The following is an 18,774-nucleotide window of genomic DNA, read 5'->3' on the forward strand; positions in this document are numbered from 1 at the left end:
GTGATCGGGTCCGGGCGGCGGGAGGGCGGAAGGGTCGGGGGCGCCCCGGGCCTGGCCCGGAGCCTCCCGGGGCCGGGGTCAGTCGGCGGAGGCGAGGGTGGCGGGCGCATCCTCGCCCAGCGCCTCGGAGAGCGGGATCTCGGCCGCGTCGAGGCGCAGGCCGGGGGCGAGCTTGTGGGCGCCCGCGGCCACCACCCGGTCGCCGGGGGCGAGGCTGCCGCGCACGAAGGCGCGCTCGCCCTCGACATGCAGGAGTTCGACCGATTCCACGCCCGCGACCGCGCCGCCGGGGCGCTCCTCGACCGTCAGCACGGTCCACAGGCCCTTGCCGCCCTCGCGCAGCGCGGCGACGGGGAGCCAGAAGCCGCTTTCGTCGCGGGTGCGCTCCAGGATCACCGAGACGGCGGCGCCGAAGGCGACGGGAAACTCGGGGGGCGCCAGCAGGTCGAGCAGCGCCGCCCGGGTGCGGGTGGCGGGGTCCACGTCGGGGCGCACCGCGGCGACGGCGGCGGTCAGGCGGCGGCCGTCGATCTCCACCGTCATCAGCGTGCCGGGTTCGAGCCGCGCGGCGGCGTCGGCGGGCAGGCCCACGCGCACCTGGGGGCGGTCGGCCTCGATCAGCTCCAGGATCGGCTGGCCGGCGGAGACCACCGCGCCCTCGTCGGCGGAGCGGGCGGCGATCTCCCCGGCGAAGGGGGCGCGCAGCTCGGAATGGTCGAGGTCGATGCGCGCGGCGCGCAGGCCGGCGTCGCTCTGGCGAAGGGCGGCGGCGATGCGGTCGGCCTCGAGCCGCGCCTCGTCCCAGCGCTGGTCGGAGGCGAAGCCGCGGTCGCGCAGCGCCGCCTGGCGCTCCAGCGTGCGGCGGGCGAGCTCGGCCTGCGCCTCCTGCGCCGCGCGCTGGGCCTCGAGCTCGGCGATGCGGGCGCGGATGCGGGCGGCGTCGAGACGGGCGAGGAGCTGGCCCGCCTGCACGCGGTCCCCTTCCTGCACCGCCACCGTCTCGACCGTGCCGGCGAGGTCGAAGGCCGCCTGGATGCGGCGGGCGGGCTCGACCACGCCCAGGCGCCGGGTCTCGACGCGCAGGCCGTCGGCGCGCGCGACCGTGACCACCGGCGCGGTGGTGGGCGCGGAGGCGGCGTGGGGCGCGAGGTCGGGGGCGTTGCGCTCCTGCAGGGCCTGGGCGCCCAGCACGGCGGCGACGCCCGCGGCGGCGGCGAGACCGGTGGAGAGGGTCAGCCGGCCCGCCCGGCGGGCGATCCGGCGGCCGAGGGACGGCGCGGCGGGGGACGACGCGGCTGGGGACGGCGCGGCGGGGGCGGGGCCCGATCCGGCCGGGGCGCCGTCTGCGGCGGAACGCTGGGGCGTCATCGACTCTCTCCACGCGATGTTAGCGTTGCTAACTTATGTTAGAGACACTAACTTGCATTGCAACCCCCGACCAGCGAAAATCGGCGGAAGATGATCGGCGGGCGACCCTCGCCCCCACCCGAACAGCAATCGACCGGACCGCCCATGGCTCAAGCCTCCCCTCCGTCCCCGCCCGCGGACGCCGACCCGGCGTCCGGCGCGGCCTGCTGCCGACGCGCGAGCTACCACCACGGAGACCTGGCGCAGGCCCTGCTGGCGGCGGTGCGCGAGCTGGTGGAGCGGGACGGGGCGGACCGCATGTCCGTCTCGAAGGCCTGCCGGATGGCGGGCGTCTCGACCGCGGCGCCCTACAAGCATTTCCGCGACCGCAACGACATCCTGCGCACGCTGTGCGACCACGGCTTCGACGAGATGCGCGAGACGATGCACGCCTCGCGCGCGGTGGTCCCCGAGCCGGGGGCGGAGCGGATCGCGGCCATCGGCAAGGCCTACGTGGCCTTCGCCGCCGCCAACCCGGGCCTGTTCCGGGTGATGTTCGGCATGAAGCGGGAGCTGACGGACCCCTCGGACGAGGACTACGGGCTCGAGGCGAAGAAGTGCTTCGAGGTGGTGATCTCGGACGTCGCCGCGGCCTCGGGGCTGGAGCCGGGGACCGAGCCGGCGATGCGCCTCGCGATCATGCTGTGGACCTTCGTGCATGGGGTGGCGACGCTGCTGATCGACGGCGACTACGAGGTGACCGAGGTGCCGGTGAACACCGACGCCCTGATCGAGGCCGCCGCCCGCGGCCTGCTGCAGGGCGGCCCCCCGCGGGCGGACTGAGCGCAGGCGCGCGCCGTCCACCTCGTCTCTCTCCCCGGCCCTTGCGCCCGGCGTCTGCGTGGCAGGCGCCGCGTGAACCCGCCCGCCCCTGGCCGGCCTCGCGCCCGCGGCGCATCCCGGCCGGGGGGCGGGGGACGACCGTTTCCCGCGGCGGGCCGCGCGGCGTCCGCCCGGCGCCGGGGCCTCCGGGCGACGGGATCGGCCCCGGGCGGCGCCCGCCCCGAGCGCCGACGCCGGGGCGCGCCGCGGGCGGGGCCTCGGCCCCCGGCGCGGGGGTCCACGCGGCGCATTCGCTGCGCATGCGGCTCCCTCCCGCCCCTCGTCTTCCCTTCCTCCGGGCCCGGGTCTATCGTCCGGCGCCCAGGGAGGACCTCATGACCATCCAGACCGCGATCGCCGAGCTCAGGACCCTCCTGGGCGAGCGCCTGTCCACCGCCGATTCCGTGCGCGACCTGCACGGCCGGGACGAAAGCTGGCACCCCGACGTGCTCCCCGACGCCGTCGCCTTCCCCGAGACCACGCAGGAGGTCTCGGAGATCGTGAAGATCTGCGCGGCGAACGGCTGCCCGATCGTGCCCTGGGGCGTGGGCACCTCGCTCGAGGGGCACGCGCTGGCGGTGCAGGGGGGGCTCAGCCTCGACATGACCCGCATGGACAAGGTCCTGGAGGTGCATGCCGAGGACATGGACGCCGTCGTGCAGCCCGGCATCACCCGCGAGGCGCTGAACGAGCACCTGCGCGCCACGGGCCTGTTCTTCTCGGTCGATCCCGGCGCCAACGCCACGCTGGGCGGCATGGCCGCCACCCGCGCCTCGGGCACCAACGCGGTGCGCTACGGCACCATGCGCGAGAACGTGCTGGCGCTGGAGGCGGTTCTGGCCGACGGGCGGATCATCCGCGCCGGCTCCCGCGCGCGCAAATCCTCCACCGGCTACGACCTCAAGAGCCTGCTGGTCGGCTCCGAGGGGACGCTGGGCATCATCACCGAGCTGACCGTGCGCCTGTGGGGCACGCCCGAGGGGATCTCGGCCGCCACCTGCGCCTTCGAGAGCCCCGAGGGCGCGGTCGCCGCCGTGATCCAGACCATCCAGATGGGCGTGCCGATGGCGCGCATCGAATACGTGGACGAATGGTCGATCGCCGCGGTGAACGCCTGGGCGAAGATGTCCCTGCCCGAGACGCCGCACCTGTTCGTCGAGTTCCACGGCACGCCCGAGGGCGTGAAGGAGCAGGCCGAGATTTTCGGCGAGATCGCCGCCGAGCACGGCGGCGGCGACTTCAAGTGGACCACCAACGCCGAGGAGCGCGCGAAGCTCTGGCACGCGCGGCACAACTTCTACTATGCGGGCCGGGCGCTGCGGCCGGGCTGCAAGGGCATCTCGACCGACGTCTGCGTGCCGATCTCGCGCCTCGCCGAGGCGGTGATCGAGGCGCGCCGCGACATCCGCGAGGCGGGCCTGCAGGGCGGCATCATCGGCCACGTGGGCGACGGCAACTTCCACTGCGGCCTCTACTTCGATCCCGACAGCCCCGAGGAGCTGGCCAACGTCAAGACGGTCGCCGCGAAGCTCGCGCAGACCGCGCTGCGCCTGGGCGGCACCGTCTCGGGCGAGCACGGCATCGGGGTCGGCAAGAAGGGCTACATGGCCGCCGAGCATGGCGAGGCGCTGGGGGTGATGGCCCAGATCAAGCGGACGCTGGACCCGCAGGGCATCCTCAACCCCGGCAAGATGCTGGACCTGAACTGATGGAGGGCGAGGCGGAGGGGGAGGCCGCGCAGGGGGAGGCCGCGCGCCTCGCCCGCGGCTTCCTCGCCGCCTGGTCGGCCCATGACGCGGCCGCGCTGGGGGCGCTGTTCGCCACGGACGCGGATTTCGTGAACGTGACCGGCCTGTGGTGGCACGGGGCCGAGCGGATCGCGCGCGTGCACGGCGTCGCCTTCAAGACCTACTTCGCCGGCGCCGTCCTGACCGAGGAGCGCCTGGAGACCCGGGCGCTGGGCCCCGGCGCGGCGCTGGCCCGGGTGCGCGTGCGGATGGAGGGCCAGCGCGGCCCCGACGGCGCGCCCGGCGGCCCCCGGCGCGCGATGCTGCTGCTGGTCGCCCAGGCCCGGCCCGAGGGCTGGCGGCTGGTCGCCGCCCAGAACACCGACCTGGTGGAGGGGGCGGAGACGCTGCTCGCCGGCCCCGACGGCCTGGGCGGCGCGCGCTACGCCTGAGGGCGGCGGGCGGCTCGCGTCGCCCGGCCGCGGAGGGTAGGAAGGACCCCGACGACGGGCCGAAGCGCCCGCGATGGGAGGAGAGACCCGATGACCGACGCCCCCTGCCCCGATTTCTGCGTGGACCCCGAGCGCGCCCAGTGGGAGGCCTTCAAGGCCCTGCCCCGCGACGAGCCGGTGGAGATGCTGAACCTGGTGCGCTTCCGCGAGACGGCCGCCTACCCCGAGGGCCACGCGCTGGCCGGGGCCGGCCTGACCGGCGCGCAGGCCTACGAGAATTACGGGCGCGAGAGCGGGCCGGTCTTCTCCGGCCTCGGCGGAAGGATCATCTGGCGGGGCGAGTTCCGCACCGTCCTGATCGGCCCAGCCGGCGAGCGCTGGGACGAGGCCTTCATCGCCCGCTATCCCACCGCCTCGGCCTTCATCGAGATGCTGATGACGCCGGCCTACCAGCAGGCGGTGGTGCATCGCCAGGCGGCGGTGCTGACCTCCCGCCTGATCCGCAACGCGCCGGCGGAGGCGGGCGACGGGTTCGCCTTCGGCTGAAGCGGGGGGCGGAGGCGCCCTGCGGGCGGGCTTGGGCCCGTGGGGTCGGGCGCGCCTGGGACGGCGAGGACGGGAGCCTCCGGCGGGCTCCTGACTCACCGAAGAACAGGGCCGCGCCTGTTCTCCGGAGCCATCTCTCGCTGATGGATGCCTGAGCGACTCGGCCCCCGGGGTCAAGGACGAGCCGGCTTCGCCGGTCGCCTGCGGCGATCCTTGACCCCGGGGGCCGAGTCGCTCTTTCCGGCATCCGCGAGAGACGGCTCCGGAGAACAGGCGCTTCGCGACCCGTGCGGACGGCGTGCCGGGGCGCGAGGTCTGCGGAGCGGGAGACGGGGGCCACGGGCGGAGAGGCCGGGGTGCGCCGCGGGCGGGGCGGCGGCGGCCGGCGGGGCGGAAGACGCGGCGCCTGCGCAGGGGCCGGCGTCTGGCGGCGGGGTCAGCCGGAGAGGAGCGCGCGGGCGGCGTCGCGGGCGGCGTCGGTGACCGTCTCGCCGGCGAGCATGCGGGCGATCTCGGCCTCGCGCTCGGCCTCGGGGAGGGCGGCGACGTCGGTGCGGGTGCGCCCGTCGGTCACCGATTTCTCGATGCGGAAGTGGCGGTCGGCGCGCGCGGCGACCTGGGGCGAGTGGGTGACCACCAGCACCTGGGCGCCGGCGGCGGCGAGGGCCGCGAGCCGCGCGCCGACGGCGGCGGCCGTCGCGCCGCCCACGCCGCGGTCGATCTCGTCGAAGATCATCGCCCGGCCCTCCGCCGCGCCCGAGAGGCACACCTTCAGCGCCAGCAGCACCCGCGAGAGCTCGCCGCCCGAGGCCACCCGCGCCAGCGGGCCGGCGGGGGCGCCGGGGTTGGCGGCGAGGCGGAACTCGACCCGGTCCACGCCCTCGGGGCCCGGGGCGCCGGGGGCGACCTCGGTCTCGAAGCGGGCGCGCTCCAGCTTCAGGGGGGCGAGCTCGCCGGTCACCGCGGCGTCGAGGCGCCCGGCGGCCTCGGACCGCGCCTCGGTGAGGCGGGCGGCGGCGGTCTCGTAGGCGGCGCGGGCCGTCTTCGCGGCGTGCTCCAGGTCGGCGATCTGCGCCTCGGCCCCGTCGATGGCGGCGAGGCGGGCGGCGAAATCCTCGGCGAGGGCAGGCAGGTCGTCGGGGGCGACGCCATGCTTGCGCGCGAGGCCGCGGATGGCGAAGAGGCGCTCCTCGACCATCTCCAGCCGGCCCGGGTCGAAGGCGAGCGCGTCGAGCGCGGCCTCGACGCCGACCTGCGCCTCGCCGAGCTCGGCCATGGCGCGGTCGAGGGCGGCGAGCGCGCCCTCCAGCCGCCCCTCGGCCGCGTCGGCGGCGCCGTCGAGCCAGCGGATCGCGTCGAGCAGGCGGCCCTCCGCCCCCTCGTCCGCGCCCAGCGCCTGGTTGGCGCGGGCGACGTCCTCGCGGATCTTCGCTGCGGACTTGATCAGGCGGCGCTCGGCGTCGAGCGCCTCGTCCTCGCCGGCCTCGGGGGAGAGCCTGGTCAGCTCCTCGACCGCGTGGCGCAGGAATTCCGCGTCGCGCGCGGCGGCCTCGGCCTCGGCGCGGGCGGCGTCGAGCGCCTGGTCGGCGCGGCGCGCCGCGTCCCAGGCGGCGCGGGCGGCGTCCACCAGGGGAAGCGCGCCGGCGAAGGCGTCGAGGATGGCGCGGTGGCCGCGAGGGTTCAGCAGGCCCCGGTCGTCGTGCTGGCCGTGGATCTCGACCAGCGTCTCGCCCAACGCCCGCAGCACCTCGGCGGGAGCGCGCTGGCCGTTGACGAAGCCGGTCAGCCGGCCGCCCGAGAGGCGCCGGCGCAGGATCACCTCGTCGTCCTCGGCCGAGAGCCCGGCCTCGGCCAGGATCTCGCGGCCGGGATGATCGGCGGGGAAGTCGAAGACCGCGGCGACCGCGCCTTCCTCGGCGCCCGCGCGCAGCATGTCGGCGCGCCCGGCCCCGCCGAGCGCCAGGCCCAGCGCGTCGAGCAGGATCGACTTGCCCGCCCCCGTCTCGCCGGTCAGGGCGTTGAGGCCCTGCGCCGGCTCGAGGTCGAGGCGCTCGATCAGGACGATGTCGCGGATCTCCAGCGACCGAAGCATGGGCTTGCGATCAGATCGTGTCGCCGGTGGTCACCCGCCGGAACAGCTTGGAGATCCAGCTCTCGCGATCCTCGAAGGGCGCGATGTCGGCGCCCTGCATCAGGTCGTAGGCGCCCTCGTACCACTCGGAGCCGGGGAAGTTGTAGCCCAGGATCGCGGCGGCGGTCTGCGCCTCGGAGTTGATGCCCAGCGACAGGTACGCCTCCACCAGCCGGTACAGCGCCTCGGGCGCGTGCGAGGTGGTCTGGTAGAGCGAGAGCACCGTCTTGAAGCGGTTGATCGAGGCGATGTAGTTGCCCTGGCCCAGGTAGTAGCGGCCGATCGTCATCTCCTTGCCCGCCATCTGGTCGCGGGCGAGGTCGATCTTCAGGCGCGCCTCGCGGGCGTACTGGGAGCCGGGATAGCGGCGCACCACCTCCTCGAACTCCTGGATCGCGCGGAGCGTCGAGCTCTGGTCGCGCTGCACGTCCACGATCTGGTCGTAGTAGGACATGCCGATCAGGTACTGCGCGTAGGCGGCGTCGGCGTCCGAGGGGAAGAAGGCGATGTAGCGCTGCGCGGCGGTGACCGCGTTGTCGTACTCGGCGCCCTGGTAGTAGCTGTAGGCGGCCATGATCATGGCGCGCTTGGACCACTCGGAATAGGGGTGGACGCGCTCCAGCTCCTCGAAGGTGTGGGCGGCGTCGACCGGCTCCCCGTCGTTCAGCTGCGCCTCGCCCTCGGCGAAGATCGAGGCGGCGGTGCGCTGCGAATAAGGATCGTAGAACGGGTCGTCGGACTCGGAGGAACAGCCGGCGAGCGCCAGCAGGGCCATGAGGGCGAGCGCGGGGCGGATCATCGCGGGTCCTTTGGTCCGGCGTCGGGGGTCGTCTGCGCGGCGCCCGAGGGTTCGGACGCGCGGGTACGGGTTTACGGCCTTGGGGAGGGGAGCCGCAAGGGCGCCGAAGGGCCGCGGGGCGGGATCGGGCGCCGGGAAGCGCGGGGCGGGGCGAGACGACGCGGCGGCGCCCGGCCCCGGGCGGCCGGCGGGAGGCGCGCTCAGGCGGCCCCCGCGGCGTCCTGCGCCACGATCCGCTCGGCCACGCGGGCGGCGAGGAGAGGCGCGAAGATCACGCCGGGATGGGCGAAGGCGAGCGTCAGGCCCTGCGCCGCCGTCGACAGGGGCGCGAGCGGCCGGGTCGCGGGCATCGGCCGCGCGGCCTCGACCGCGCGCGCCGGGGCGCCGGGGGCGGGGGCGAAGGCCGGGTGCAGGAGGCGGCGCATCGCCTCGGCCCGCCGCGCGGCGAGGGCGTCGAGCGTGTCGGGCGCCTGCGGCGGATCCTCGGCCATCACGATCTCGGCGCCGCGCCCTCCGGCGCGGGCCTCGAGCTCCGGACCGCAGAGGATTCGCGACAGCGGGCGCGGGGCGGGGACGCGGACCAGCACCGAGGGGGAAAGGGAGAGCGCGGCGGCCGCGTCGGGGTCGAGCGGGCCGAGCAGCGCGGCGGAGGCGGCGCCGGCGGCGAGGACCACGTGGTCGGCCGCGAGACGCTCGGGCGCCGGGCCGCCGACGTCGACGCCCGCGACCCGGTCGCCGTCAAGGGCGAGGCGCAGGACGGGGCGGGAGAAGATCGTCTCCGCCCCCTGCCCCCGCGCGGCGGCGAGGAGGGCGGCGGCGGCCTCGGCCGGCTCGATCGCGCCCTCGTCGGGGGAGAACAGGGCGAGCGGCGGCGGGGCGGCGAGCTCGGGGGCGAGGGCCGCGGCCTCGGGCCCCTCGACCAGGCGCGCGGTGGGGGCGTGGGGGCGCACGAGGGCGAAGAGCGCCTCGGTCTCCCGCGAGCTGTCGGCCCAGGTCAGGGCGCCGCGGCGGTCGGCGAAGCCGGGGGCGCGGCGGGCGAGGGCCAGGGCCTCGGCGCGGAGCGCGAGGTCGTCCTCGGCGGAGGCGACGGAGAGGTTCAGCCAGCCGAAGGAGTGGGCGGAGCAGCCGAGCCCCGGGGCGGCGGCGGCCTCGACCACCGCGACGCGGGCGCCGGCGGCGGCGAGCGCCCAGGCGCAGGCGGCGCCCACGACGCCGGCGCCGACCACGATCACGCGGGGTCCCATCTGCGGCTCCGAAATCACTGGAGGGGAAACGAAAACGGCCGCGCGAGCAATTCGCGCGGCCGGGGAAGGGATCGGGGCGCGCCGGCCCTCAGGCCGCGGCGCGCAGGCCGAGGCCCAGGCCGTGGCGGGTCGGCTCGGGCGCCACCTCGACGCGCCAGGCGTCGGGGTTGCCGAACAGCGCGCGCAGCACGCGGTTGTTCATCTCGTGGCCGGCGCGGCGGCCCACGTAGCGGCCGATGATCGGCGCGCCGGCGAGCGCGAGGTCGCCCACGGCGTCCAGCATCTTGTGGCGCACGAACTCGTCCGGGCGACGCAGGCCGCCGGGGTTCAGCACCTGGGCGCCGTCGACCACGATAGCGTTGTCGAGCGAGCCGCCGAGCGCGAGGCCGGCCTTCTGCATCGCGTCCACCTCGGCCTGGCGGCAGAAGGTGCGGCAGTCGGCCAGATGCTCCATGAAGGCGCCGTTGACCAGCGTCAGCTTCAGCGACTGGGAGCCGATGGCGGCGTCCTCGAATTCGATGCCGAAGTCGATCTCGAAATTGTCGGCCGGCTCGAGCCGCGCGAGGCGCCCGCCGTCCTCGACCTCGATGGGCTTGAGGATGCGGATTGCGCGGGCCTCGCCGCGCAGGCCGACGAGGCCGGCGCCGCGGATGCCCTCGGCGAAGGCGACGGAGGAGCCGTCCATGATCGGAACCTCGGGCCCGTCGATCTCGACCAGCGCGTTGGTCACGCCGCAGCCGGCGAGGGCGGCCATGATATGCTCGATCGTCGAGACCGAGACGCCGTCGCGGTTGCGGATCACGGTGCACAGGCGGGTGTCGGCCACCAGATCCCAGCGGGCGTGGATCATGGCGTCGCGGCCGGAGCCGTCGGCCTCGACGTCCACGCGCTTGAACCAGATGCCGTAGTTGACCGAGGCGGGCAGGATGCGCAGCCGGGCGGGACGGCCCGAATGAAGGCCGCAACCGCGGAACTCGATCGCCGATCTGACGGTGGCCTGCACTGTCTCGCCCTCTCTACTGCCTGTCTGCCCTGCTAGTCCTGCGGACTTCGCCTATTGGTTACTTTTTTGTTGCCCTCGACCTAAGGCCACGGGGGCGTCCACACAAATCAAGCTTTGCAACGGATTGCGACAGGCCCTCACGCAGTGCGGCAAGCCGTTGCCGCAGCTGCGCTTTCGGCCGCAGGCGAGGATCACGCGGGAGAGAGCGTCGCAGGCCCCTGCGCCGGGCGCGGCGACAGCCTAGCCGTTCCCGCCCAGCTCGTCCCAGGCGGCGAGCATGTCGGCCAGCGCCTCGCGGTCGGCGCGGGCGAAGGGGACGTCGCGGCTCTCCTGCAGGCCGGAGAAGCGCAGGATGGCGTCGTCCGCCGCCGCCAGCGCGCGCAGGATCGCGAGCTGGGCGGGGTCGGGACGCTCGTCGCGCCACTCGAAGGTGGCGGCGCCGTCCTCGCGCTCGAACCAGCCGGCGGAGAGGCTCTCGGTCCGCCCGGCGAAGACCGCCTGCACGGTGTCGACGAACAGCCACTCGCGCGCCGCGTAGACCGTGCGCATCCGCAACTGCGGCCGCGCCTGCCCCTCCGGCCCGATGGCGAGCATCACGGTGGAGCGGGAGCCGACGTAGCGTGGCCGGTCGGGATGTTCGAGCCAGACCTCCCCCGTCGCGGGATCCTCCACCCGCTCCAGCCGGTCCGCGACGTCGCCGGCGGGCGCGGCGCGCTCGGCGGCGGCGGCGAAGCTGTCGGCCTTCTCGGCGTAGGAGGGATCGGTGGGATCGAGGGCGGCGAGCAGCAGGTAGCCGTCGCGCGCCGAGGCCGGGTCGGAGGCGGAGACGCCGCGCACCTTGGCGCGGGCCGCGCGCTCGGCCTGGGAGAGGATGGCGGCGAGGTCCCAGCCGCCGGCGCGCAGGCGCGCGAGCCGGTCCTGCGCGTCGTCCCAGTCGGCGGAGGCGATGGCGCTCAGCAGCCCGCCGGCCTCGGCCGAGGGGGGCTCGCGCCCGGCCGCGGCGACGGGAAGCGCGCCCGGGATCGCGCCGGGGGCGGCGTCGGGCTGGGCGGCCTCCTCCTCGGCCCGGGCCTCGGCCAGCGCCGCGGCCTCGGCGGCGATGCGCAGGGCGCGGGCGGATTCGGCGGGGGGCTGGAGGACGGCGGCGGGCGCGTCCGCGGGCGCCTCGGTCGTGTCGGCGCCCTCGTGGCGGGCGGACGCGAGGTGCTGGGCGGGGTCGAACGTGGCGCGGGTGTCGTTGATGATCCCGGCCCCGAACATCGCCGCCACCGCGCACAGGAAGCCCAGGCCCAGCGTCTGCAGCGCGCCGATGCGCGAGCGGAACGGGTGGTAGGGCTTCATCAGCGCCACGAGGGCGGCCAGGCAGCTGATCGCGGAAATCGCGAAGAGGCCGACGAGCAATTCGAACATCGACATCCCCGTCCAATCGCGGGCCCCGCGCGAAGGCTGAGCGGCGCCTCGGGTCAATTCCGTTCTGAACAAATCGTTAATCTAAACCGCAGCCGATGTGAACGGCCGGCCGAAACGAAATCCGCCCGGCCCCGGGTTTTCCGGGGGCCGGGCGGCGATGTCGCAAGGGCGGCCGGAGGGCGCGAGGGCCCCGGCCGCGGGCCTCAGTTGGCCTGGCGGCGCAGGAAGGCCGGGATCTCGCGCTGGCGGTCGGCCTCGGCGTGATCGTCGGCGCGCAGGCTGGGCTCGCCGCGGGCGGCGGGACGCGCGGCCGAGTCGCCCGAGCCGGTCATGCGGTGGATCAGGCTGTTGATCCCGAAGCGCGGCTCCTGGCGGGCGGCGGGGGCCGCCGCGGGGGTCGGCGCGGGACGGGGCGCGGGCGCCTCGGGGCGCCGCGCCGCAGGATCGGCCGGGTGGGACACAGCCGCCTGCAGGCGGGCCAGCGTCTCGGCCGAGGGCTCGCCGGCCACGCGGGGCTGGGCGGCGGCGGCGGCCGCAGCCGAGGCGGGCGTCTCGGCGGCCGGGGCGATGAAGGCGCCGTCCTGCTCGAAGCGGTTGCCGGGCTGCGCCTCGGGCGCAGGGGCGGGCGCCTCGGCCAGCGGACGCTCGTCGAAGTCGTGGACGCGCGCGACGGCGGGCTGCGGCGCGGGCGCCGGCTGCGGCGCCGGGGCGGGCGCGGCCTGGGCGGCGACCGGCTCGGCGACGGGGGTCTGCACGGCGGCCGGCGCCGGGGTCGGCTCGGGCGCGATCTCGAGGGCCTTGGCGTCGGCGGCGCGCACCGGGCGCGGGGTCTCGCGCACGCAGTCCTCGGCCTCGATGCCGGTGGCCACGACCGAGACGCGCATCACGCCGTCGATGTCCGGGTCGAGCGTCGAGCCGACGATGATGTTGGCGTCCGGATCCACTTCCTGGCGGATGCGGTTGGCGGCCTCGTCGAGCTCGAACAGGGTCAGGTCGTAGCCGCCGGTGATGTTGATCAGCACGCCCTTGGCGCCCTTCAGGCTGATCTCGTCCAGCAGCGGGTTGGCGATGGCCTTCTCGGCGGCCTGCACGGCGCGATCCTCGCCCGAGGCCTCGCCGGTGCCCATCATCGCCTTGCCCATCTCGTCCATCACCGAGCGGACGTCGGCGAAGTCGAGGTTGATCAGGCCCGGGCGGACCATCAGGTCGGTGACGCCCTTGACGCCCTGGTAGAGCACGTCGTCGGCCATCATGAAGGCCTCGGCGAAGGTCGTGCGCTCGTTGGCCAGGCGGAACAGGTTCTGGTTGGGGATGATGATCAGCGTGTCGACGACGCGCTGCAGCTCCTCGATGCCGGCCTCGGCGAAGCGCATCCGGCGGCCGCCCTCGAAGTGGAACGGCTTGGTCACCACGCCGACGGTCAGCACGCCCATCTCGCGCGCGGCGCGGGCGATCACGGGGGCCGCGCCGGTGCCGGTGCCGCCGCCCATGCCGGCGGTGATGAAGCACATGTGCGCGCCGTGCAGGCTCTCGACGATCTCCTCGATCGACTCCTCGGCGGCCGAGCAGCCGACCTGCGGCTTGGCGCCGGCGCCCAGGCCCTGGGTCACGGTGGTGCCCAGCTGGATGCGGCGCGTGGCCTTGGACTGCTGAAGGGCCTGCGCGTCGGTGTTGGCGGCGACGAAGTCGACCCCGTCCAGCGCCTGCTCGATCATGTTGTTGACGGCGTTGCCGCCCGCCCCGCCCACGCCGAAGACGGTGATGCGCGGAGACAGCTCGGTCTGCTCCGGAATCATGAGAGTGAGGGACATGTCGCCCGCCTGTATGTTCTGGACCCTTCCCGTCGGCCGCCTGCCTCGGGCTTCGCGCTGCACGAGGGGGAGTCCCCCCGGGGGCACGCGGAAATGGGATGGGTCGGTTGCCGCTCGATCTATGGCGCGCCGGTCTTTTTGTTTCGCCGTCCGCGCCTTCTTGTATTGAGGCGAGATTAACCGATGCAAGCCGCCCGGTCACGCAAAAATGCGTTAATTACATGGGTTTCCGGGCCATGATTGCCCCGGTATGGCCACGATTCGCCAAAATGCAGCATGCTCAGATGGATGGCGTTCGATGTTGACCTCACGGATCAATTGAAACGCCATGGACGCTGCGTCAGATCGCGGGGGCGATCCCCACCCGGCGGGATGCGATTGCACGTTCGGCGAAGGCCCGTTCACCTGACGCCGCGCACCGGCCCACGCCCCCTTCAGGCGGCGCCGGGGCCGGGCGAGGCCCACGCGCGGCCCCGGCGTCTAGGCCTGGGCCGAGACGATCCAGGCGGCGCAGGAGATGCGGATCGGCCCCTCGGCGGCTCGCGCCTCGAACACCGCGCGCAGGCGGCGGGCGGCATCCTCGCGCACCGGCTCGGGCGCGTCGCGCAGGCGCCCGGCGGCGGGGCCGGCCTCCATCGCGCGGGTCACCGCGGCGGCGACGGGATCGGGCTCGTCCCGGGCGACCAGCGGCAGGGAGAGGTCGAAGGGCGAGAAGGCCACCTCCCGCCAGCCCGCCCCCTCGAGCCAGGGGCGCACGATCTGGGGATCGGCCCAGCCGAAGGGCCCCGGCGCGCCGGGCGGCGCGGGCGGGGCGAGGGGCTCGCCGGCCTCGGCGAAGGCCTCGCGCGCGGCGGTCATGGCGAGGGAGGCCCACTCGTTCTCCTCCAGCCCGCGCCAGGCGATGGCGGTCAGCCAGCCGCCGGGGGCGAGAACCTTGCGCAGGCCGCGCCAGGCGGGCTCGGGCTCGTCGAAGAACATGCAGCCGAAGCGGGAGAACAGGCGGTCGTAGGGGCCGGGGGGCGGGTTGCGCCCGGCATCGGCCTCGACCGCGTCGGCCTGCTCGGGCGAGAGGCCGGCAGCGGCGATGCGCTCGCGGGTCATCGCCACGAGGTCGGGGGAGACGTCGAGGCCCGTCACCCGCGCGCCCGCCTGGGCCATCGCCACGGTGGTCGCGCCCGCGCCGCAGCCGAGGTCGAGCACCTGCAGGGCGGCGACGGGCCCCTGGGCGACGAGCGCCGCCTCGCCGAAGGGGGCGAGGAACGCGTCCTGCGCCTGGGCGCCCTTGGCCCAGCGTCTGCCCTGCGCCCCGCGCCATTCGTCCGCCGCGTACATTCCCGCCCCTCCCGTTCGTCGTCGTCCTGCTCCGTCGCCTGTTCAATGTGGGGCGGTCGGGCGCCGCCGCAACCGCGGGGGCGGAACGGGGCCGGGGGCGGAGGCGCGGGCGGCGGGCCGGGCCCGGGCCGCCCGCCGGGCGCCGTCGCTCCGCGGGCGCGCCGCGTCGACCGCCCGTCCGGCATCGCCGCCGCGCCCGCGGCGCGGGGCCGGCCGGGCGCCGGGCCGCGCCGCCGCGGGTGGCGGGCGGCCTGCGCCCGGAGGCCCTGCCGCGCGCCCTCCGCGCCCCGGGCGGCGGTCGCCCCGGGCGCGACCACGGGGACGCGCCGCGGGCGCGGCGCCGGCCCCGGGCGGGCGCGTGGCGCGGCGCCTGCGCGGCCCCGGCCGCGCCCGCCCCTGCGGCGCCCCCGCGGCGGCGCGTCGATGGACGGGGCCCGGGGCGGGTGGTATCGCCGGGACATGAGCCTCGCGACCCTCGCCCCCGACGCCGATCCCGACGCCCTCCGCCGCGCCTTCGCGCGGGTGGAGACCTGGGTGTTCGATCTCGACAACACGCTCTACCCCCCGCACGAGCGCCTTTTCGACCAGATCGAGGACAAGATCACCCGCTTCGTGATCCGCGAGCTGGGCGTCGACGACGCCGAGGCCGCCCGCCTGCGCCGCGCCTACTGGCACGACCACGGCACCACGCTGGCGGGGCTGATGATCCACCACGGCATCGACCCCGATCCGTTCCTGGAATACGTGCACGACATCGACTTCGCGCCGCTGAGCCGCAACCCGCGCCTGCGCGCAGCGATCGCGGCCCTGCCCGGCCGCTCGATCGTCTACACCAACGGCACCGCGAAATACGCCCGCCAGGTGACCGAGGCGCTGGGCATCCAGGACCTGTTCGAGGCCTTCTACGGGGTCGAGAGCGCCTTCTACACGCCCAAGCCCGCCCCCGCCGCCTACCAGCGCATCTTCGGCGCCGACGGGCTGGACCCGAACCGCGCGGCGATGTTCGAGGACGACCCGCGCAACCTGCTCGCGCCCTGCACGCTGGGGCTGGAGACGGTGTGGGTCGACCCGAAGGCCGCCGAGGTCGAGGCGCCGCCCCACGTGCTGCACCAGACCGACGACCTGGCGGGGTTCCTCGAAAAGCTGGTCTGAGCGGGACGGCCACGCTCCCTCGGTCCGCCGGGGCCGCGGCCGCGCCTGCGACGCTCCTGGCCGCCGTGCCGCGTGGCGCGGGGGGCGGACGCGCGCTATCTGGTGGGGCATGGAACGCATCGAGGTCGACATCCTGGTCGTGGGCGGCGGGGCGGCGGGCCTCTCGGCCGCCTGCCTGTTCGCCGCCGAGGGGCTCTCCACGCTGTGCGTGGACGCGGCGCCTCCGCCCGCGGGGCCCGACGCGCCGGGCGCCGACATCCGCACCGCCGCGCTGCTGACCCCCTCGGTCGAGGCGCTGGAGCGCTGCGGGGCCTGGCCGCTGATGGCCGGCCGCGCGGCGCCCCTGAAGGTGATGCGCCTGGTCGACGCCGGCGGGCGCGCCGAGGTCCCGCGCGAGACGGCCGACTTCGTGGCCGCCGAGATGCAGGAGGCGCCCTTCGGCTGGAACCTGCCCAACCTCACGATCCGCGCCGCCCTGACCGAGCGGCTCCGCGCCCTGCCCGGCGCCGCGCTGCGCGCCCCCGCGGCGCTGGCGCGGCTGGTCGCGCGCGACGGCGAGGCGCTGGCCGCGCTGTCGGACGGAACCCAGGTTCGCGCGCGGCTGGTGGTGGCCGCCGACGGGCGCGACAGCCCCACCCGGCGCATGGCCGGGCTCGAGGCGCCGCGCTGGAGCTATTCCCAGAAGGCGCTGGTGCTGGCCGTGACGCATCCCGAGCCGCATCGCGATGTCTCGACCGAGATCCACCGCGCCGGCGGGCCGTTCACCCTGGTGCCCCTGCCCGACGACGCGCAGGGGCGGCCGCGCTCCTCGATCGTGTGGATGGAGGAGGGGCCGCGCGCCGTGGCGCTGCAGCGGATGGCGCGCGAGGACCCGGAGGCCTTCGCCCAGGCGCTGAACGCGCGCTCCTGCGGGGTGCTGGGCTGGCTGCGGGTGGTCTCGGAGGTGGCGCTGTGGCCGATCGTGGCGCAGCTCGCGCCGCGGCTGGACGGGGCGCGGGTGGCGCTGATGGGCGAGGCGGCCCACGTGGTGCCGCCGATCGGGGCGCAGGGCCTGAACATGTCGATCGCCGACGCCGCGGCGCTGGCCCGGCTGGCGGGCGAGGCGGCGCGGGCGGGCGGCGATCCCGGCGCGCAGTCGGTGCTGGCCGCCTATCACCGCAGCCGCTGGCCCGAGATGGCGGCGCGGGTGGCGGGCATCGACGCGCTGAACCGCGCGGCGATGCTGGGCGCGCCCCCGCTGCGCGACCTGCGCCGGCTGGGCCTGAAGGCGATCCACGACGTGGCGCCCCTGCGCCGGGGCGCGATGCGCCTGGGCATGGGCATGCGCCCCGCAGCGCCCGAAGCCTCCGCCGACTGACGCCTCCGCCCGGCCGCGAGGCGGGAGCGCCGCGCCCCGGCCCCGCCCGACGCCGGCCGCCCGCTCGCGGCGCGGTCCCGGCGGGGCGCCGCGGGGCGACGGGAACAGGCGGCGAGGGGCGCGCGGACCGCTCGCCGGGGCGCCGACGGCGACGTGGGATGTCTTCGATCATCGGGAAACGGAGGGGCCGGGCGCCTTCGGCGGGGCTGCGCCGCGGGCGGGACGGCGTCGGCGGACGGGCGGGGGACGCGGCGCCTCCCGCTCCCGTCGGGCGCGCGGGATCAGATCCGGGTGGAGACGGTCTGGCGGGCGGCCTCGGCGCCGGCCTCGTCGCCCTGGCGCTCGAGCCGGCCGACCTCGGAGATCGCGGCGAGCGCGGCCTGCAGGCGGGCCTGGGCGAGGGCGGCGACATGGCGGTCGGCGGGCGAGGGCGGCTGGGCGGCCAGCGCGCTCTCGATCACGATGCGCATCTTGGCGGCGGTGGCCTCGGGGTTGCCCTCGATGGGCGAGACGTCGATGGGCGCGAAGCCGCCGATGGCGTAGCGCCGCCCGTCGGGGCCGGTCTGGTAGAGATACACCGCCGGGCCCGCCCAGGGGCGGCCGGCGGTGACATGGGCCATCTCATGCTCGCGCACCTCGCGGTCGCGCTGCTCGAGCTCGGCGACGACGGCGAGATCCTCCTCGCTGAGGCCCGACCGCAGCGGATCGGCGCGACGCGGCGCGGAGACCTCGGCTGCGGGGGAGGACGCGGGGCGCGGCCCGGCGGAGGGGTCGGACGCGGCGGAGGGGGTCGCCTCCGGCCCCGCCGCGGCGAAGCCCGCGGACGCGCCTGCGGCCCGCTCGACGGCCGCGGGGCCGGCGGAACGGCGCGGCGGGGCGGCGGGCGGGAGGGCGGAGGCCGCCTCGCGGGACGTGGCGGAGCCCTCGGCCTCGCCCTCCTCGACGCGCGCGGCGAAGACGGAGGACGGGGTCGCGCGGCTGCGGGCGAGCGCGGAGAGCGCGCCGGCCACGGCCTCGGGCGCGGCGGTGTCGGGCGCGGCGCGGCGCGGGGGGCCGGCCGCCTCGGGCGCGGCGCCGGGGGCGCGCAGCGCGGCCGCCGGATCGACGCGACGGGCGGCGGGCGCGGCCGCATGTGTCGAAAGGGTCCCCAGCATGATCTTCGGTCCAGCGAACTCCGGGTCGCATCGGGCGGGGCGTCGGATCGCGGGCGGGTGGGCGGAGGGGCGGCGCAAGCCGCCGCGTCCGCCGCGCCGCCGCAGCGGGCGCGCGTCGCCAGGTTTCGGGCGACCCGGACATCCAATCCTGAGTTCGCCGCACGATCGCCGCGGGTCGAACCGCAGCCCTCCGGCACGAGCTTCAGACGTTTGCCGCGCGACCTTCGCCGCGCCCGTCGACCGTTCGTCGACCCCTGGGCGCCGTTCGGCGCCTCCGCCCCGGGGGCCGGCGTTCCCGCCCCCGGCGCCGTCGGCCCTTCGCGGCCGACCCCGGCCCTTCGACCGGAGCGACGGTTTTCGCAAGGAAACGTTGAGAAAGCGTTAAACGCGCCCCCGCAACTTCGCCGGCGCGCCTCCGCGTCAAGTC

15 protein-coding genes are annotated in these 18,774 nt (G+C 76.2%); 6 read left to right on the forward strand and 9 right to left on the reverse strand.

The features are described 5' to 3' along the window. Positions 1–78 precede the first annotated feature (78 nt). A complete protein-coding gene (locus tag P2H44_RS20180) occupies positions 79–1,368 on the reverse strand; it encodes an efflux RND transporter periplasmic adaptor subunit (protein WP_275766460.1) in 1,290 nt (429 codons plus the stop codon). A 144-nt stretch (positions 1,369–1,512) separates the two neighbouring features. Between P2H44_RS20180 and P2H44_RS20185 the strand changes: the two genes are divergently transcribed. From P2H44_RS20185 to P2H44_RS20200, 4 genes are all read left to right on the forward strand, one after another. Next, a complete protein-coding gene (locus P2H44_RS20185) occupies positions 1,513–2,190 on the forward strand; it encodes a TetR/AcrR family transcriptional regulator (RefSeq protein ID WP_275766462.1) in 678 nt (225 codons plus the stop codon). 374 nt (positions 2,191–2,564) lie between these two features. Then, positions 2,565–3,938, forward strand: coding sequence for an FAD-binding oxidoreductase (locus P2H44_RS20190; protein WP_275766464.1), 1,374 nt, complete (start codon positions 2,565–2,567; stop codon positions 3,936–3,938). Beyond that, on the forward strand, positions 3,938–4,408 hold the full coding sequence (locus tag P2H44_RS20195; protein ID WP_275766467.1) for an SgcJ/EcaC family oxidoreductase: 471 nt from the start codon (positions 3,938–3,940) through the stop codon (positions 4,406–4,408). Before P2H44_RS20190 ends, P2H44_RS20195 begins: the two co-directional genes overlap by 1 nt. A 90-nt stretch (positions 4,409–4,498) precedes the next feature. Next, on the forward strand, positions 4,499–4,954 hold the full coding sequence (locus tag P2H44_RS20200; RefSeq protein WP_275766469.1) for a DUF1330 domain-containing protein: 456 nt from the start codon (positions 4,499–4,501) through the stop codon (positions 4,952–4,954). A gap of 436 nt (positions 4,955–5,390) precedes the next feature. Here the strand turns inward: P2H44_RS20200 and recN are convergent, their stop codons facing one another. The 7 genes from recN to P2H44_RS20235 form a co-directional block, all read right to left on the reverse strand. Beyond that, complete coding sequence (recN, locus tag P2H44_RS20205) at positions 5,391–7,046, reverse strand: DNA repair protein RecN (RefSeq protein WP_275766471.1); 1,656 nt, start codon at positions 7,044–7,046, stop codon at positions 5,391–5,393. 10 nt (positions 7,047–7,056) lie between these two features. After that, positions 7,057–7,884 (reverse strand): outer membrane protein assembly factor BamD, encoded by an 828-nt coding sequence (locus P2H44_RS20210; RefSeq protein WP_275766473.1) that lies wholly within the window; start codon positions 7,882–7,884, stop codon positions 7,057–7,059. 200 nt (positions 7,885–8,084) lie between these two features. Next, positions 8,085–9,128 (reverse strand): FAD-dependent oxidoreductase, encoded by a 1,044-nt coding sequence (locus tag P2H44_RS20215; RefSeq protein WP_275766476.1) that lies wholly within the window; start codon positions 9,126–9,128, stop codon positions 8,085–8,087. A gap of 88 nt (positions 9,129–9,216) precedes the next feature. Then, positions 9,217–10,131 carry a UDP-3-O-acyl-N-acetylglucosamine deacetylase gene (gene lpxC / locus P2H44_RS20220; protein ID WP_275766479.1) on the reverse strand — a complete coding sequence of 305 codons (915 nt, stop codon included), beginning with the start codon at positions 10,129–10,131 and terminating at the stop codon, positions 9,217–9,219. 240 nt (positions 10,132–10,371) lie between these two features. Then, complete coding sequence (locus P2H44_RS20225) at positions 10,372–11,541, reverse strand: hypothetical protein (protein ID WP_275766482.1); 1,170 nt, start codon at positions 11,539–11,541, stop codon at positions 10,372–10,374. Positions 11,542–11,744: 203 nt separating this feature from the next. After that, a complete protein-coding gene (ftsZ, locus tag P2H44_RS20230; protein WP_275766485.1) occupies positions 11,745–13,352 on the reverse strand; it encodes a cell division protein FtsZ in 1,608 nt (535 codons plus the stop codon). Between the two features lie 480 nt (positions 13,353–13,832). After that, entirely contained in the window at positions 13,833–14,684 is an 852-nt protein-coding gene (locus P2H44_RS20235; RefSeq protein ID WP_275766488.1) for a class I SAM-dependent methyltransferase, read from the reverse strand. 459 nt (positions 14,685–15,143) lie between these two features. Here P2H44_RS20235 and P2H44_RS20240 point away from each other — a divergent pair, with 459 nt between their 5' ends. Then, entirely contained in the window at positions 15,144–15,836 is a 693-nt protein-coding gene (locus P2H44_RS20240; protein WP_275766490.1) for a pyrimidine 5'-nucleotidase, read from the forward strand. 109 nt (positions 15,837–15,945) lie between these two features. Next, positions 15,946–17,193, forward strand: coding sequence for an FAD-dependent monooxygenase (locus P2H44_RS20245; protein WP_275766493.1), 1,248 nt, complete (start codon positions 15,946–15,948; stop codon positions 17,191–17,193). A 281-nt stretch (positions 17,194–17,474) separates the two neighbouring features. Here P2H44_RS20245 and P2H44_RS20250 read toward each other — a convergent pair whose 3' ends face one another. Beyond that, entirely contained in the window at positions 17,475–18,347 is an 873-nt protein-coding gene (locus P2H44_RS20250; protein WP_275766496.1) for a putative metalloprotease CJM1_0395 family protein, read from the reverse strand. Between the last annotated feature and the right edge of the window lie 427 nt (positions 18,348–18,774).

This window comes from Albimonas marina, from assembly GCF_029223255.1.
GTDB lineage: Bacteria > Pseudomonadota > Alphaproteobacteria > Rhodobacterales > Rhodobacteraceae > Albimonas.

Coding starts and splice junctions, on each gene's coding strand:
- P2H44_RS20180 (WP_275766460.1), bottom strand. CDS start 1,368: ATGACGCCCCAGCGTTCCGCCGCAGACGGCGCCCCGGCCGGATCGGGC.
- P2H44_RS20185 (WP_275766462.1), top strand. CDS start 1,513: ATGGCTCAAGCCTCCCCTCCGTCCCCGCCCGCGGACGCCGACCCGGCG.
- P2H44_RS20190 (WP_275766464.1), top strand. CDS start 2,565: ATGACCATCCAGACCGCGATCGCCGAGCTCAGGACCCTCCTGGGCGAG.
- P2H44_RS20195 (WP_275766467.1), top strand. CDS start 3,938: ATGGAGGGCGAGGCGGAGGGGGAGGCCGCGCAGGGGGAGGCCGCGCGC.
- P2H44_RS20200 (WP_275766469.1), top strand. CDS start 4,499: ATGACCGACGCCCCCTGCCCCGATTTCTGCGTGGACCCCGAGCGCGCC.
- recN (WP_275766471.1), bottom strand. CDS start 7,046: ATGCTTCGGTCGCTGGAGATCCGCGACATCGTCCTGATCGAGCGCCTC.
- P2H44_RS20210 (WP_275766473.1), bottom strand. CDS start 7,884: ATGATCCGCCCCGCGCTCGCCCTCATGGCCCTGCTGGCGCTCGCCGGC.
- P2H44_RS20215 (WP_275766476.1), bottom strand. CDS start 9,128: ATGGGACCCCGCGTGATCGTGGTCGGCGCCGGCGTCGTGGGCGCCGCC.
- P2H44_RS20225 (WP_275766482.1), bottom strand. CDS start 11,541: ATGTTCGAATTGCTCGTCGGCCTCTTCGCGATTTCCGCGATCAGCTGC.
- ftsZ (WP_275766485.1), bottom strand. CDS start 13,352: ATGTCCCTCACTCTCATGATTCCGGAGCAGACCGAGCTGTCTCCGCGC.
- P2H44_RS20235 (WP_275766488.1), bottom strand. CDS start 14,684: ATGTACGCGGCGGACGAATGGCGCGGGGCGCAGGGCAGACGCTGGGCC.
- P2H44_RS20240 (WP_275766490.1), top strand. CDS start 15,144: ATGAGCCTCGCGACCCTCGCCCCCGACGCCGATCCCGACGCCCTCCGC.
- P2H44_RS20245 (WP_275766493.1), top strand. CDS start 15,946: ATGGAACGCATCGAGGTCGACATCCTGGTCGTGGGCGGCGGGGCGGCG.
- P2H44_RS20250 (WP_275766496.1), bottom strand. CDS start 18,347: ATGCTGGGGACCCTTTCGACACATGCGGCCGCGCCCGCCGCCCGTCGC.